The 14,532-nt window shown below is 70.4% G+C and carries 16 protein-coding genes; 11 read left to right on the forward strand and 5 right to left on the reverse strand.

Annotated features, from left to right (window positions below; all coding sequences use genetic code 11):
* Positions 1-7 precede the first annotated feature (7 nt).
* From ACFPCV_RS30170 to ACFPCV_RS30205, 8 genes are all read left to right on the forward strand, one after another.
* A complete protein-coding gene (locus tag ACFPCV_RS30170) occupies positions 8-3,004 on the forward strand; it encodes an AfsR/SARP family transcriptional regulator (RefSeq protein ID WP_378059809.1) in 2,997 nt (998 codons plus the stop codon).
* A gap of 224 nt (positions 3,005-3,228) precedes the next feature.
* Positions 3,229-3,894, forward strand: coding sequence for a hypothetical protein (locus ACFPCV_RS30175; protein ID WP_378059810.1), 666 nt, complete (start codon positions 3,229-3,231; stop codon positions 3,892-3,894).
* Positions 3,895-3,969: 75 nt separating this feature from the next.
* Positions 3,970-4,146, forward strand: coding sequence for a hypothetical protein (locus ACFPCV_RS30180; protein ID WP_378059811.1), 177 nt, complete (start codon positions 3,970-3,972; stop codon positions 4,144-4,146).
* A 438-nt stretch (positions 4,147-4,584) separates the two neighbouring features.
* Positions 4,585-5,268, forward strand: coding sequence for a GAF and ANTAR domain-containing protein (locus tag ACFPCV_RS30185; protein WP_378059813.1), 684 nt, complete (start codon positions 4,585-4,587; stop codon positions 5,266-5,268).
* 6 nt (positions 5,269-5,274) lie between these two features.
* Entirely contained in the window at positions 5,275-6,087 is an 813-nt protein-coding gene (locus tag ACFPCV_RS30190; RefSeq protein ID WP_378059815.1) for a GAF and ANTAR domain-containing protein, read from the forward strand.
* 268 nt (positions 6,088-6,355) lie between these two features.
* The gene (locus ACFPCV_RS30195) at positions 6,356-6,589 is read left to right on the forward strand and encodes a cold-shock protein (protein WP_378059816.1); all 234 of its coding nucleotides are present in this window, start codon (positions 6,356-6,358) and stop codon (positions 6,587-6,589) included.
* An 81-nt stretch (positions 6,590-6,670) separates the two neighbouring features.
* Complete coding sequence (locus tag ACFPCV_RS30200) at positions 6,671-7,633, forward strand: acyl-CoA desaturase (RefSeq protein WP_378059818.1); 963 nt, start codon at positions 6,671-6,673, stop codon at positions 7,631-7,633.
* Between the two features lie 116 nt (positions 7,634-7,749).
* Positions 7,750-8,154 carry a LapA family protein gene (locus ACFPCV_RS30205; RefSeq protein ID WP_378059819.1) on the forward strand — a complete coding sequence of 135 codons (405 nt, stop codon included), beginning with the start codon at positions 7,750-7,752 and terminating at the stop codon, positions 8,152-8,154.
* A gap of 39 nt (positions 8,155-8,193) precedes the next feature.
* On the opposite strand, the gene ACFPCV_RS30210 is transcribed toward ACFPCV_RS30205, so the two are convergent.
* From ACFPCV_RS30210 to ACFPCV_RS30220, 3 genes are all read right to left on the reverse strand, one after another.
* Entirely contained in the window at positions 8,194-9,306 is a 1,113-nt protein-coding gene (locus tag ACFPCV_RS30210) for a glycosyltransferase family 4 protein (protein WP_378059821.1), read from the reverse strand.
* Between the two features lie 93 nt (positions 9,307-9,399).
* Positions 9,400-9,990 carry a TetR/AcrR family transcriptional regulator gene (locus tag ACFPCV_RS30215; RefSeq protein WP_378059822.1) on the reverse strand — a complete coding sequence of 197 codons (591 nt, stop codon included), beginning with the start codon at positions 9,988-9,990 and terminating at the stop codon, positions 9,400-9,402.
* A 159-nt stretch (positions 9,991-10,149) separates the two neighbouring features.
* Positions 10,150-11,184, reverse strand: coding sequence for a glycosyltransferase (locus tag ACFPCV_RS30220; RefSeq protein ID WP_378059823.1), 1,035 nt, complete (start codon positions 11,182-11,184; stop codon positions 10,150-10,152).
* Between the two features lie 276 nt (positions 11,185-11,460).
* Between ACFPCV_RS30220 and ACFPCV_RS30225 the strand changes: the two genes are divergently transcribed.
* A complete protein-coding gene (locus tag ACFPCV_RS30225; RefSeq protein ID WP_378059824.1) occupies positions 11,461-11,838 on the forward strand; it encodes an HPF/RaiA family ribosome-associated protein in 378 nt (125 codons plus the stop codon).
* Positions 11,839-11,868: 30 nt separating this feature from the next.
* A complete protein-coding gene (locus ACFPCV_RS30230; protein WP_378060055.1) occupies positions 11,869-11,946 on the forward strand; it encodes a 50S ribosomal protein bL37 in 78 nt (25 codons plus the stop codon).
* A gap of 17 nt (positions 11,947-11,963) precedes the next feature.
* Here ACFPCV_RS30230 and ACFPCV_RS30235 read toward each other — a convergent pair whose 3' ends face one another.
* Complete coding sequence (locus ACFPCV_RS30235) at positions 11,964-12,695, reverse strand: ABC transporter permease (protein ID WP_378059826.1); 732 nt, start codon at positions 12,693-12,695, stop codon at positions 11,964-11,966.
* Positions 12,692-13,615 carry an ABC transporter ATP-binding protein gene (locus ACFPCV_RS30240; protein ID WP_378059827.1) on the reverse strand — a complete coding sequence of 308 codons (924 nt, stop codon included), beginning with the start codon at positions 13,613-13,615 and terminating at the stop codon, positions 12,692-12,694. The genes ACFPCV_RS30235 and ACFPCV_RS30240 overlap by 4 nt, the downstream gene beginning before the upstream one ends.
* Before the next feature lie 148 nt (positions 13,616-13,763).
* On the opposite strand from ACFPCV_RS30240, the gene ACFPCV_RS30245 reads away from it, so the two are divergent.
* Positions 13,764-14,477: a spermidine synthase family protein gene (locus tag ACFPCV_RS30245; RefSeq protein WP_378059828.1), complete on the forward strand. Its 714-nt coding sequence runs from the start codon at positions 13,764-13,766 to the stop codon at positions 14,475-14,477.
* Positions 14,478-14,532: the final 55 nt, after the last annotated feature.

Consider the following 14,532-nt stretch of genomic DNA (forward strand, 5'->3'; position numbering starts at 1 on the left):
GGCGGTTGTGGAGTTCGGGGTACTTGGCCCGCTGTCCGCGTGGCAGGCGGGCGAATCGCTGGAGTTGGGCACGCCTAAAGGACGGGTGCTCCTTGCGGTGTTGCTGTGCAGGCTGGGCAGACCGGTCTCCGGCGACGCCCTCGCGGAGGCGATCTGGGGCGAGGAACAGCCGAAGAGCGCGGCCAAGAACGTGCAGACCTACGTGCACCGGCTCCGGCAGAGCCTGGGGGCTCCGGGGCGTATCACCTGGGAGGGCTCCGGCTACCTGTTGCGTGCCGGCCGGGACGAGCTGGACGTGGCGCGGTTCGAGGATCTGGCGGCCATGGCCCGCACGGCACTGGTGGGCGGGGAGCTCGAGCAGTCGCGCCGCCTCTTCGACGAGGCCCTCGCGCTCTGGCGGGGGCCCGCGTACGCCGGGATCGCCGACCTGTCCGTGCTGGCCGCGGAGGCCGCACGCCTTGACGAGCTGCGGCTCTGCGTACTCGAAGAGCGTATCGACGTCGACCTGCGCCTATCCCGGCACGGCGAGCTTCTCGGCGAGCTGACCGCGCTGACCAGGGAACACCCGTTCCGCGAGCAGCTGTGGGCCCAGCTCATGCTCGCGCTGTACCGCTGTGGCAGGCGCACGGACGCGCTGCGGGCCTACCTCCAGGCCCGCGACGTCCTGGTCGAGGAGACCGGGCTGGACCCCGGGCAGAAGCTGCGTGACCTGCACCATGCCATCCTCGGCGAGGACCCCGCACTCGACCCGGCGGCCGCGGCCGCGCCGCGGGAACACCGTGGCGCCGACGACGCCGGGACCGCCCGGCCCTGGATGCTGCCCCCCGCACTCGGTGACTTCACCGGGCAGCAGGTCGAGCTGGCGGAGATCGAGGCGGTTCTCCGCGAGGACCGCGACCGCGACGAGCCCGCCGCGGTCGTCACGATCTCTGGCCCCGGCGGGACCGGCAAGACCGCGCTCGCGGTGCAGGCCGCGCACCGCCTCAGGTCCGCCTACCCCGACGGGCAGCTGTTCGTCGCGCTGGCGGGTGCACGTGCCCAGCCGGTCGATCCGGCCACCGTGCTCGGCCGTTTCCTTCGTGCGCTTGGGGTGCCCGCCACCGCGGTGCCGGACGATCCGGAGGAGCGGACGGACCTCTACCGGGGCATCCTCGCGGAACGCCGGGTCCTCGTGGTGCTCGACGACGCGCTCGACGAGGAGCAGCTGGCGCCGTTGATGCCGGCGAGCGGGACGTGCGGGGTGATCGTCACCGGCCGGGTGCGGCTGGGCGGTCTCGGCGGCGCGTGCCGCATCGAACTCGGCGAGATGTCCGAGGCCGACAGCCTCGCCCTGCTGCGCAACAGCACGGACGACCGGTTGACCTCGGCGACGCACGCGGAGCTGTCCGCCCTGGTGCTGCTGTGCGCGCGGCTGCCGCTCGCGCTGCGGATCGCCGGTTCGCTGCTGGTGTCGCGACCGCACTGGCGCCTCGCCGACCTCGTTTTGCGACTGGCGGACGAACACCACCGGCTGGACGCGCTGCGCTACCGCGACCTCGAGGTACGCGCCAGTTTCGGCCTGAGCTACGAAGGGCTCGGGCCGAGGGCACGCCGTCTGTTCCGCCTCCTCGGGCTCCTCGAGGCGCCGGACTTCCCGCTCTGGGCGGCGGCCGCCGTGCTCGACACCGAACTGCGCGCGGCGCAGGAGCTCCTCGACGAGCTGGTCGACGTCCACCTGCTCGGCGTCACCGGAACGCCGAACGGCCAGGCACGTTACGGCTTCCACGACCTGACCCGCGCGTACGCGCGGGAACGCGCGGAGGCGGAGGAGCCGGTGGCGGACCGGCACGACGCGGTCGTCCGTGTCCTCAGTGCTCTACTCGCCCTCACCGACATCGCCGACCGCGACCACATGGGCCAGAACATGTTCCAGCAGGACGCTTCGCGCTGGCGGCCGGAGCGGGTGGCGGCGAGCCTGCCACCTTCCGTCTCGCCGATGTCGGTGCTGGACTCGGAGCGGGTCGCGCTGGTGGCAGGCGTGCGGCAGGCGGCGGAGCTGGGCCGCGACGAACTCTGCTGGGAGCTCGCCGTCGGCGGGCAGTTGCTGTTCGAGACGGAGCGGTACTTCGACGACTGGCAGGAGTGCCACGACACGGCGATGGCCCTGGCCAGGGCCGCGGGGAACGTGCGGGGCCAGGCCAGGTTGCTCATCTCGATGGCCGGACTGCGCTACACCCGGCGCCGGTACGGCCCTGCCGAGGAGGCCAACACCGAGGCCATGCGCCTGTTCGAGCGGATCGGGGACCGGCGGGGCTACCTGGAGGCGCTGAGCAACGCGCCGTTCTTCCTCGTGCCCAACGGACGACTGACGGAGGCGATCGCGGCGGGCGGCGAGGCGTACGAACGGCTCGACGTCAGCGGGCAGGACGCGGCGGCGCTGCACGCGTACTCGCAGGTCGGGCTCGCCCAACTGCAGGCGGGGCGGCCGGGTGTCGCGGCGGAGGTCTTCAGGGAGATCGTCGCCGGTGCGCGGAAGCAGGGCATCCGGACACTGATCGTCCGCGGCACGTACTGGCTCGGCCAGGCACAGCTCGCACTCGGCCGCGACGCCGACGCGGAGGAGGCGTTCACGGAGCTGACCGCCAGTGCCGAGGACATGGGGCGCTCCGGTGAGTTCTACACGGCCCACGCCTGGGGCTGTCTTCACCTGGCCCGAGGCGACCACGCGCAGGCACGCCGCCTCCTCGTGGAAGGTGTGGCGGTCGCGCGGGCACTCCACGACCCGATGTTCGAGATCCGCGTGCTCGCCGACCTGCTCGACGTCCGCCTGCACGGCCGCGACGAGCTGCGGGCCGCGATCAGCGCGGGAGAGCACGCGGCCGACGTGGCCCGTAGCATCGACTACCCGTACCTGCTGGCCGGTGTGCTGGACAAACTCGCCCGGCTGCACGCCGCCGCCGGCGATGACGCCGCCGCCGGTCGCCTGGCCGGCGAGGCGGCGACGGTGCGCGCAAGGATCTGGTGACGGGGCCGCCGTCGGTCCTCGTATTCCCGACGTGTGCCGGTCGTATTCCGGGACGTGCCAGGCTGCGACCCTGGCGGCTCGTCGACGGCTTCTCGTCGCTGGCCTGCCGCGTTCGACCGCCAGTTCGCCTTCCCGGCGACGTGCGTGGTCGATTCGGGTGTCCGGCGATGTCGCCGGTCATTTCTTGAACCAATCGAACTCTGGTTGTCAGTGAGGTAGTAGTAGTGCACAAGGGACGTATGGTGTTCGCGGCCACTCTGGCCACCATCGGGCTGGGTCTCTCGGCCTGTGGCGGTGACGAGGAGGGGACCGCGGCACAGGACTCGCCGCCGTCGTCGGTTTCGACCACGTCCGAGTCCGAGTCCGGGTCGGACAGCGAGAGCACGTCTGCCGACAGCGGCGACGACAGCGGCGATGACGGTGGTGCGCCGGTCGACGGAGACGTCACCGCGCCGGGCACCGAACTCGGGGTCGGTGAGCAGGCCATCCTGCCGTTCGAGTACACGAGCGAGAAGAAGGGCACCATCGCCGTGACCGTCACGGCGATCGAGAAGGGCACCGAGGCCGACATGGCCGCCTTCGGCGAGAAGGCGAAGGGAATGACGCCCTACTTCATCAAGATGAAGGTGGAGAACGTGGGCGGCACCGACATGTCGTACGCGTCGCTGACGCTGTCCGGGGTGCTGGAAGGCGGCGGCGGCACTGGCGTCGTGCTGATCGGTGACATCCCCGGCAAGTGCGACAACGAGACCGCGCCCAAGGAGTTCGCCACCAAGGGCGCGTCGTACGAGACCTGCTCGCTCAGCGCCACGACGGGCCCACCCATCACGGCCGCGGAGTTCGACGAGGGTGACGAGTACAGCGACAGCCCCGTCGTCTGGACCAGCTGAACGACGAACACCGGGTGCGAGACCAGTGCGGGAGGAGTGGTGATGAGTCCGTGGGGCACCTCGTGACTCACTGCCATGACTGACGTACCGCTCGCGTTCCCCACGGTGGTGCCGCCTTGGCCGCACCGCGACCGGCTGCGGATCACCGGTGTCGGCGCGATCGTCACCGCGCCGGGCCGCTCGCCGCTGGTCGTGGTGCGCGTCGACACCAACGAGGACGGCCTGTACGGCCTGGGTCGCGCCACCCTCTGACCTGGGTGCGCACGCGCCCGCCGACGTGTCCCCGACCGGCGCGGCGGCAGGTGTCGCCCTCGACGTCACCAGCCACGCCCTCGGCATCCAGGAAGGCACGTCCACCCGGAACCGTGCACGAGGTCCTCCCCGGCACGCTGCGGATCGAACGCGACTGGTTGCGCCCCAACGAGACACCGGGGCGGGGCATCGACCTGGACGAGAAGGCAGCCGCCGCCCACCCCGTCGCCCCACGACGCGTGGGCGCTCGGTGTCCGCGCCCCCCGAGAGCATCCAGGCACCCGGCCGGCGGCGCGAGGCCCCGCGACCGACGGACTCCTGCTCCGATCAGGTACGCCAACGGCCGTGTCGCGCTCTGCGGACGAGCCTTCCCATTCAGCGGGATAGGGTGGCTGACATGCCCGGCGTTGGCGGGGCGAGCGTCGAGGAGGCGGTGCGGTGAGCGCGGACCGGCGCGAGCACCTGCGCACGCTGCTCTCCCAGCGGGACACCACGTCGGCGATGCTGGGGAGGATCTGCGGCCTGTGCGTGACGGAGCTGGCGGTGACCGGCGCCCGGGTGCGGGTGCTGAGCCCCACCAGCACGGAAGGCGGGCTCGTGCACGCCAGCGACGCACTCGCCGCGCGGTTGGACGACCTGGTGGTCATGGCCGGGGTCGGGCCGTCCGCGGAGGCGTTCGAACAGGGCAGGCCGGTGCTGGTCGCCGACCTGGCCGCCAACGGCGCCCGTTGGCCCGGTTTCACGGCCGACGCGGTCGCGGCCGGTGCCGCAGCGGTGTTCTCCTTTCCCCTCCAGGTGGGTGCCGTCCGGCTCGGCGTGCTGGAACTGCACCGCGACCTGGCCGGGTCGCTGACCTCGGCCCAGCTCGTCGATGCCCTGCTCCTGGCGGACGTGGCGACGGACGTGATCTTCCACGACCTGCACGGGACGGCGCTGCCCGGGCTGGTCGACATCAGGGCCGAAGTCCACCAGGCGACGGGCATGGTCGCGGTGGATCTGAAGGTTAGTCTCGCAGTGGCCCTGCTGCGCATTCGTGGCCATGCCTTCGCCCACCAGCGGACCCTGGCCGAGGTCGCGAAGGACATCATCGAGCGCCGTTTGCGGCTGGACGACGGAGAGTGACCCCCGATGGCACGTGAACCACGACAGACACCCAGTCTCGCCGACGTCGTAGGTGAAGCAGGCGCCGACGCCGGAGGGCAGGCCGCGCTGCGGGAGTACCGCGTCGCCCGCGCGTTCGTGGGTCTCGCGGACACCATCGTCGACGAGTTCGACCTGACCGAGTTCCTGCATCTGCTCGCCGACCACTGCGTGGACCTGCTCGACGTGGACGCCGCCGGGGTGTTGCTCGTCGACCAGCGCGGCGGTGTCCGCATGGCGGCCGCCTCGTCGGAGAAGGCCGAGTTGCTGGAGTTGTTCGCCGTCGACACCGACGGTGGACCGTGTGTCGAGTGCGTGCGGACGGGAAAGGCGGTGTTCAGCGCGGACCTCGCGGCGGACGCCAACCGGTGGCCGAGGTACGCGGCCGCGGCCGACGCCTGCGGGTTCGCCGCCACCCACGCCCTGCCGATGCGGTTGCGCCGCGAGGTGATCGGTGCGTTGTCGTTGCTCAACACCGGTCCGGACAGCCTGCCGCCGATGGCCACACAGTTGGGGCAGGCGCTGGCCGACGTGGCCACCATCGGCATCCTGCAACAACGCGCCATCGACCACGCCGAGGTGCTCACCGAGCAGTTGCAGGCCGCGCTGAACAGCCGCGTCATCATCGAACAGGCCAAGGGCATGCTCGCCGCGCACAGCGGCACCCTCACCCCGGAACAGGCGTTCTCGGCGCTTCGCCGCTACACCCGCGACCACCACCGCCGCCTGTCGGACATGGCTCGCGAAGTCATCGAGGGCACGGCCGACGCCGACGCCATCCTCACCGAACACACCGAGTGACACCTGCGAAACACCACCGGCAGGGCCGGCACCCACGACGGCCCATCCCCTTCCTGGCCGGCCATCAAGCACGGCCCGGGAACAAACGGTGGTGGAAGGTCGTTGTACGGAATGGTCGTAAATTCTCATGTTCGTGGTTTGCACGCTCGCAGAGAAAGCTTGCGGGCTCATGTGTTCCCACCTTGTGACAAAGCTGGAGAAGTCGTGTCCGCGCCGACCGAGGTGTCACAGCGCGTGACACCGTCTTCCAGCAGCCAAGGAGCAGCACATGGCACACGGAACCGTGAAATGGTTCAGCACGAGCAGGGGCTTCGGGTTCATCTCCCGCGCGGGTTTCGTCTCCCGTGACGCGGGTGGCGCCGATGTCTTCATGCACCACTCGCAACTCGCGGGCTCGTCCCGGGTCGGGCCGGGTGACCTGGTGAGGTTCACCCTCGAGCGGCACCCGGACGGGCTGCGCGCAGTCGACGTCCACGCCGCCACCGGGCACGCCGGTGTTTGAGCCGGAGTCCGGCCGTCAAATCTTTCCACAGAGTCGCCCAGGACCCGGTGACGTCGCCCCTGTTACCGGAGGTGTTGTGCAATGACCGCTACGCTCGAACGGCCTGCCGAAGGCCGGAACGAAGGGCCGGAACCGATGCTGGCCGGTGAGAAGTCCCGGACCCAGCTCAACCTGGTCAGACTGTTCGCGATCGTGCCGCTGCTCGCGCTGGTCGCGGCCGTGCCGTTCGCGTGGGGATGGGGGCTTGGCTGGGTCGACGTCGGCCTCGCCGCGTTGTTCTACACGCTGACCTGCCTCGGCGTCACCGTCGGTTTCCACCGCTACTTCACCCATGGCGCGTTCAAGGCCAAACGCGGTCTGCGCGTCGCGCTCGCCGTGGTCGGCAGCATGGCCATGCAGGGCCCGGTCGTCGGATGGGTGGCAGACCACCGCCGTCACCACGCCTACGCCGACAAGGAAGGCGACCCGCACTCACCGTGGCGGTTCGGCACCACCCCGGCGGCGTTGGTCAAGGGGTTCTGGCACGCCCACATGGGCTGGATGTTCGAACGGGAGCAGACCAACGCGCAGCGGTTCGCGCCCGATCTGCTCGCTGACCGCGACATCCAGCGCGTCGACCGGCTCTTCCCGGTGCTGACCGTGGTCACGCTGCTGGCCCCCGCGGTGCTCGGTGGGCTGATCACCATGTCCTGGTGGGGTGCGCTGACCGCGTTCTTCTGGGCGAGCCTGGTCCGGGTGGCACTGCTGCACCACGTCACGTGGTCGGTCAACTCGATCTGCCACATGATCGGCGACCGGCCCTACGAGGCGCGGGACAAGTCGGCCAACTTCTGGCCGCTGGCCATCGCCTCCATGGGCGAGTCCTGGCACAACTCCCACCACGCCGATCCCACGTGCGCCCGCCACGGCGTCCGTCGCGGCCAGATCGACGTCTCGGCACGCGTCATCTGGATGTTCGAGAAGCTCGGCTGGGTCCGCAACGTTCGCTGGCCGAAGCCGGAACGCTTCGAACGCAAGCTGAAGGCCGCCACGAACAACGCGTGACGCGTCGCGGGGCCCGCCCGGCGCGGGTGCCCACCGGAATGGGTGTCGCCGGTCTACGGCGACACCCATCGCAGGTTCCGTCCATCGAGTCGAACACTTGGGGAGAAGCGGTTTCCATGTCCTTGCGCCGCACCAGCCGCGACACCGGCGGCACGAACCCGATCCGGACTCCACGAACCGACCAGGCCGGCGTCGCCCCGGTCGGCGTCGACCCGGCGCGGCAGCCGGTCCAGCCCGCGCAGCCGTCGATGCCTGCCCGTGAGTCCGCCCAGGTGCCCGGTACGCGAACCGGAGCGGCCTGGGTGGCTCTCGTCGCGGCCGCGCTCCTCGCCGTGCTGCTGATCATCTTTCTCGTGCAGAACACCCGCAGCACCGAGATCTCGTTCCTGTGGATGACCACCAGCACGCCGCTTGCCGTCGCGCTGCTGATCGCCGCCGTCGGCTCGGTGCTGCTCACCGTGGTGCTCGGCACGGCCCGCATCACCCAGCTACGGCGCAGGATCCGCAAGCAGCGCGACTGACCGTGGTGGACCGTCCACAGTGACCGTCCACCACGTTCGTCAGCGGCCTGCCAGGGTGGGAGTCGGCTCGTCGTCGGCCGACGGTGCCAGTACCAGCTCCTCGAGCTGCCGGATGATGGTCGCGGGCGGGATGGTCTGCGGTTGGGCGAAAACGGCGAGCAGCGTGTCGACGGACTGCTCGACGGTGAACCTCGTCCCGGCGTGCTTGCGGTCAGCGAGCGGGAACGGCCCGCTGCCCATCGCGGTGCGGATGCCCCATGCGAGTGCCTCGGCGTTGTCCGGCCTGACCAACACCACCCCGCCGCAGTCGGTCTCGGGGAGGCCGCCGTCGTCGGACGCGATCACCCGGCAGCCCGAGTGCTGGGCCTCGATCGACACGATGCCGAAGGTCTCGTGCCAGTACTGGCTGTTCGACGGCATCACCACGATGTCGTGCCCGGCCATCAACGCCGCCATGGTGGCCGGTGTCCTGCGAGCGGTGACCACGGAGATCCCGGGGTGCTCGCCGAGCAGCCGTTCGATGATCTTCCCCTGCGGTTTGTCCGCCCCCGCGGTCGTCGCGGTGAACACGAGGTCGACGTCCTGCTCGATGATGTCGATGTGCAGGGTCTCCAGCAGGGTGTAGACGCCCTTCTCCGGGCTGAGCCTGCCTGCGAACAGGATCCGCGTCTTCCCGGGCGGCCCGTCCGGTCTGGACTCCTCGGCGAAACACGGCTCTGCGAAGGGGTACACGACGTTGACGGTCGCGATGTCGACGTCCAGGAAGGCCGCCCACAGCGCCGCGGCGTACCGGCTGGTGGCGATCAGCGCGAGGACCCTGGTCCCCTCGATCGCGAACGCCTTCTCGTGCTCCCGGATGGGCGGTGGGTTGTGCAGAATCAGGAACGCCGGGTTCCTGGTCGGCACCGGATGCGGCTCGTTGACGAAGACGACCGTGCCGTCGAGTTCGCCGACCTCGCCGAGCAAAGCCAGCGACAGGAACGGGATCTCCGTGAATTCGTCCCGGCCGTCGTCCGCGCCGAGGCCGACGGTGACGATCTGGGCGGCGATGCCGCGGCGGTTCAGTTCCCGGACGTGGCCGACGGTGTAGTTCTCGGACCCACCGGTCCCGGCGGGCAGGGGATTGCCGGGCGACCAGATGAACGATATCAACTTGTGCTTCTCACGTTTCGTCGATCGGTCGCGGAAAGGGACTTGCGAGCCGGAGAAACCCAAGTACCTCCACATGGACGTCGGCGTCCTGGTTCATCCGGAGCCGGGATGGTCCCGTGGCGTGACCGCGCACGGGACGAGGCCGTCCAGGAGGCGGTCGAGCCCCCACAGGAACTGGTCGGTGGCCCGCACCTGGTCGGTGGTCTCGAGGGCGACGGAACCGAGGAGGTACACGTTGAACAGGTGGGCGGCACGTGCGGCGGCATCCGGGGCCAGCCCCGCGTCGGCCAGGATGACCAGCATCGCGGCACCGATCGCCCGCGCGTTCTGACCGTCGAGCGAGTTGCCGAGCAGCAGGTGGACGGAGCCGGGATGGGCGAGCAGCTCGTTCCTGAGGTCGCGGGCAACGGTGTGGACGCGGTCTCGCCACGGCAGTGCCGAGTCGGCTGCCTGCTTGTCGTGGACCCGCCCGAGGAGCTGTTCGGCCAGGCCGTGCAGCACCGCGGCCTTGTCCGGGAAGTAGGTGTAGACGGCGTTGGGCGCGATCCCGGCCCTGGCCGCGATGCCCCGGATGGTCACCCGGTCGGCGCCTAGTTCCGCGAGCAGCGCCAGCGCGGCGTCGAGAATGACCTGCTCGCTCAAGGTGCGCCGGGGCCCGGGGCGTACGGGGCGTGCTTCGGTCATGCTGCTCCTCCGACCCGATCTCTGGACGTTGTCCAGTTACTGTACAACGTCCAGATTCACGGCCGGAGGATGATGCTCCCCCGGTAGGTGCCGGGACGAGTGCGCGAAGGCGCAGGGCGCCGCGCGCCGTCGAAGCGCCGTCGGCGGCGACCCGGACATCTACCTGTCCGACGTGACGAGCACACGATCACCGACGGCGCCTGCCTGCTGGTAGGCGGTGACGGTCTCCAGCGCGACGTGGTGCCACGAGTACCTGGCGCGGGCGCGGTCGCGCGCGGCCGCCCCGTACTGCTCGAGCAGCACGGGAGAGGCGAGCAGCTTCCACACCGCGGCGGCGAGCGAGCGCGGCCTGCGTGGCGCCACGAGAAGTCCGGTGACCTGGTCGATCACCGTGTCGGTGAGCCCGCCGGTGTTGGCGGCGACCACGGCGGTGCCGCACGCCGCGGCCTCGACCGCCGCGACCCCGAACCGCGGCCGCCACGGCGTGACGAGGACGACGACCGCGGACCGTATGAGCCCTGGCACCGTGGCCGCGTCGACGTGGCCGAGGATCTCCAGCCGGTCGGACACGCCGAGATGGCGGGCATAGGCCTGCAGATCCTTCGCGTGGGCACCGCGTGCCGACGTGCCCGCGATGAGGAGTTCGGTGTCCGGGAGGCCCGCGAGCGCGGCGACCGCCGTGGCGAACCCGGAACCCGTGGTCAGTTCGCCGACGGCGAGCAGGCGACGGCGGCGACCGGCAGGTGAGCGATCGCCGTCCGGCGTGAAGTGCTCGACGTCCACCCCGAAGGGCACCACGGAGATCCGGTTTCCCTGCACGCGCCCGGCGAACAGTTCGGCCCGCTCGGTGGCGCAGCTGGCGATGACCCGGTCGGCACGCTGGGCGACGGCGCGTTCGGCGGGCCCCACCGAGGCGGCGTCGGCCGTGCGAACGCTGTAGACGACGGGGATCCCGAGCAGGCGGGCAGCGGTGACGGCGGCATCGCCTGCCACCCGCGACCGGCAGTGCACGACGTCGGGGGTGCCGGCCCGCCACCGCTCGGTGAACCACGCCGCGGCGTGCCCTCGATGCCGCCACGTGCCGTCGGTGTCGGCGTGGACAACCGGTTCGTGTCCGAGCCGTGTGAGTGCGGCCGCCAGGTCAGCGGTGTCCCTGCCGACTTCGGCGCCATCGGTGATCAGTGCGACGCGCATGGGATGTCTCTCGTCCGTAACGGACAACCGCACGGCTGTCGAACCCTACGATGTCTCGTCGGCTTCGTCGCTGGCGCGGGTCTCGGCACGTCATGACGAACTCGCCCCAACGGTAGCCCCACCGGCGGCGAGACACCAATGTCCGGGTCGGGGACGCGGCGGCCGTCGTCGGACCGTATTGCGGTCTCTGCGAGTACACTGCCACTATCCGGACACGATGACATTCCCGTTTCGAGGTGCCAACCACGCCGGCAAGCCAAGAATCACGGGTCACGCATGAACGAAGCCAACGAAGACCCGACCGTGATCGACCGGCGGTTGCACCTCGCCACCGGTTTCCTTTCGTCCGAACGGGACTGGATCGTCCGGCGCCTCGCCGCTCTCGGGGCGCGGCTGCGGTCCTTTTCGGACACACAGGTGGAGCTGTCGATCAGCCTCAAGGGCCGCAACGCCGTCGACCAGCGGGTCACGCTGGAATGCTGGATCAGCAGGACACCCCGGCTGCACCTCGTGTCCACCTCGACCGCGCTGGAGCTGGCGGTGGCGCTCAACGAGGTACGCGATGAGCTCATCCGCCAGGTCGACGATGCCAAGACCCGCACGGAACCACGCAACAACCGCCTCCGGCGCCAGACCCAGCAAGGCCAGGCCTGACGCCGGTCAGCCGAACGGATGGAGCACACGATGTCCAAGCGCACCAGCAAGAGGGCTTCCCGCCGCCGGAAGTCCGCGAACCACGGCAAGCGCCCGAACGGTTCGTAGACCCCGGCGGGGCTCGGTCAGCTTCTGGACAGGCGGCGCGTCGCCAGGGCGAAACCGGCTGCGGCGATGAGCACCAGCGTCACCATCGCCGGGATGTTCAGCCCGTCACCGGCCCAGGGGGAGCGGATGGCGTTGATCAGCAGCCCGGTCGGTGTCCACGAGGTGATCGCGTTGAGCGCGTCGGGGAACACCCCGGGCGGCGGGCCGCCGCCGACCAGCAGGAACGTGCCGAAGAACAGCAGCAGGCCGAGTCCCTGAGCGGAGCGGGCACCCGGCATCAGCGACCCGAGGAGGGTGCCGATGCCCGCGAAGGCCAGGATGCCGACGGCGAACGCCGCGGCCACTCCCACTGGTGATGCCGGTGCCGCGATGTCGAACAGGGCGTAGGCCAGCGCCAGCATCACCACGGCGCCGACGAGCGCGAGCAGGGCCAGCACGGCCGCCTGTGAGAAGACCACGGCGCGGGAGGGGATCGCGGCGGTCCGGAAGCGGCGCAGCACGCCGGCTTCGCGATAGCCCGCGAGATGCGTGGGGGTGCCCATGAACCCCATCACCGAGATCGCGGCGCTCAGGTACGCGGTGACGTAGAACTGCGTGCCGTCGAGGTCGGCGAACACGGGACCGCTGTGGTCGGCGAACGCGGCCGCCAGCAGGACCATCAGCAGGATCGGGAACATGAGGGTGAGCACCAGCACGAGTGGCTCGCGGGCCAGCAGCTTGACCTCGGTCCAGGTCAGGTAGGTCGTCATGATGCGACTTTCTCGCTCAGTCGGTGGCCGGTCACGGAAAGGAACACGTCCTCCAGTGACGGGTAGTGGGTGCGGTAGTCGGCCGGTGTGACGCCCTTTTCGGCGAGCGCGGCCGCGACGTGGACTGCGGCGGTGGACTGCCCGGTGACCGTGACCTTCCCGTCGCCGAGGGTGGCCGAGTCGACTCCGGGAATCGGCAGCAGGTGGTCGGGCTGGTAACCGTTGGTGGTGCTGAACGTGATCGTCACCGGCCCCCCGTGGTGCGCGGTCAGCGCGCCGGGGGTGTCACAGGCGACGAGGTTTCCCCGGTCCATGATCCCCACGCGGTCGCACAGGATCTCGGCCTCGTCCATGAAGTGGGTGACCAGCACGACCGTGGTGCCGTGGTCCCGGACCTTGCGGATCAGGTCCCAGGTCGCGTGCCGGGCGCTGGGGTCGAGCCCGGTGGTCAGCTCGTCGAGCAACACGAGCTCCGGGTCGCCGAGTAAAGCCAGCGCGACGAACAGCCGCTGTTGCTCGCCGCCGGACAACGCGCCGAACGGACGGTTGCGCAGCGGTTCCAACCCCCAGGTCGCCATGGTGGCTTCCACGTCGACGGGGACGTTGCGGGCGTGCGCGAACAGCTGGATCGCCTCGACTATCCGCAACCGCTCCGGCAGCGCCGAGGACTGCAGCTGGGAGCCGATGACCCGGCGCAGCCGGTTCTTCTCCCGGGCCGGGTCGAGCCCCAGCACCGAGACCTGGCCACTGGTTCTGTCCCGGAGTCCCTGAAGGATCTCGACGATGGTGGTCTTGCCCGCGCCGTTGGAGCCGAGGATGCCGAAGATCTCACATCGCCGGACCTCGAACGAGACGTCGGACACCGCCACCCTGGGCCCATAGGTTTTGCGGAGATCCTCCACGGAAACGACGGTGTCCATGCCAGGTTGGTCCTCGGGGTAGGGGGCAGGTACTCAACGAGCACGCACCACCCTGCCAAGGTGCCCGCGAATTTCACTCGCGCCCGGCTCGTACACCCGGGAACTGGCCGCACGGCTACGGTGGACCACGGATGAGGGGTGGTTGCGCGTGAGCGCTCGGTTCGAGGAGATCGACTGGCGGCCGACGGCGATGGGTGAGCTCGCCCTTCGCAGGCGGTGGGACCCGGTCGTGGAAAAGGACGTCTACGAGATCAAGCTCGACGACGAGTACCTGATGTCGAGCCTGTTCACCGTCGCGGAGGAGGAGCTGGCGCGGCGTGCGCTCGCGGAGCTGACCGGCGCGGAGCTCGACGTGGCGGTGGGCGGGCTCGGGCTGGGCTACACCGCGCGCACCGTGCTGGACGACCCCCGGGTGCGCTCCCTGGTGGTGATCGACGCCCTCGCCGAAGTCATCGAGTGGCACGAACAGGGCGCCATCCCGCTGGGGGAGCGGCTGGTCGCGGACCCGAGGTGCGCCATGGTGCACGGGGACTTCTTCGCGCTGGTGCGCTCACCCGGCCTGACCCCGTCGGCGCCGGGGCAGCGGTTCCACGCCGTCCTGGTCGACATCGACCACTCCCCGCGGCACCTGCTGAACCCCGGCCACGCCGCCTTCTACCAGCCGGACGGACTGCGCGGCGTCCGGGACCACCTGCGTCCCGGCGGAGTGTTCGCGCTGTGGTCCAACGATGCCCCCGACGCGGAGTTCGTCGCGGCGCTGGAGAGCGGTTTCGCCGATGTGCGGGCCGACGTGATCACCTTCGCCAACCCACTCCAGCAACGGGAAGCGACCGCCACCGTCTACCTGGCGCACCGCCGCTGAACACTAACGTGACGTGAAGGTAGAATCGGGACGCGAGTGCTCAGTCGATACTGAT

This window comes from Actinophytocola glycyrrhizae (assembly GCF_042653545.1).
Taxonomy (GTDB): domain Bacteria; phylum Actinomycetota; class Actinomycetes; order Mycobacteriales; family Pseudonocardiaceae; genus Actinophytocola; species Actinophytocola glycyrrhizae.

Excerpts from the sequence above, each read along its gene's own strand:
- ACFPCV_RS30180 (WP_378059811.1), top strand. The coding sequence starts at position 3,970 with ATGACTGACGTACCGCTCGCGTTCCCCACGGTGGTGCCGCCTTGGCCG.
- ACFPCV_RS30195 (WP_378059816.1), top strand. The coding sequence starts at position 6,356 with ATGGCACACGGAACCGTGAAATGGTTCAGCACGAGCAGGGGCTTCGGG.
- ACFPCV_RS30215 (WP_378059822.1), bottom strand. The coding sequence starts at position 9,990 with ATGACCGAAGCACGCCCCGTACGCCCCGGGCCCCGGCGCACCTTGAGC.
- ACFPCV_RS30235 (WP_378059826.1), bottom strand. The coding sequence starts at position 12,695 with ATGACGACCTACCTGACCTGGACCGAGGTCAAGCTGCTGGCCCGCGAG.
- ACFPCV_RS30240 (WP_378059827.1), bottom strand. The coding sequence starts at position 13,615 with ATGGACACCGTCGTTTCCGTGGAGGATCTCCGCAAAACCTATGGGCCC.
- ACFPCV_RS30200 (WP_378059818.1), top strand. The coding sequence starts at position 6,671 with ATGACCGCTACGCTCGAACGGCCTGCCGAAGGCCGGAACGAAGGGCCG.
- ACFPCV_RS30225 (WP_378059824.1), top strand. The coding sequence starts at position 11,461 with ATGAACGAAGCCAACGAAGACCCGACCGTGATCGACCGGCGGTTGCAC.
- ACFPCV_RS30205 (WP_378059819.1), top strand. The coding sequence starts at position 7,750 with ATGTCCTTGCGCCGCACCAGCCGCGACACCGGCGGCACGAACCCGATC.
- ACFPCV_RS30220 (WP_378059823.1), bottom strand. The coding sequence starts at position 11,184 with ATGCGCGTCGCACTGATCACCGATGGCGCCGAAGTCGGCAGGGACACC.
- ACFPCV_RS30190 (WP_378059815.1), top strand. The coding sequence starts at position 5,275 with ATGGCACGTGAACCACGACAGACACCCAGTCTCGCCGACGTCGTAGGT.
- ACFPCV_RS30230 (WP_378060055.1), top strand. The coding sequence starts at position 11,869 with ATGTCCAAGCGCACCAGCAAGAGGGCTTCCCGCCGCCGGAAGTCCGCG.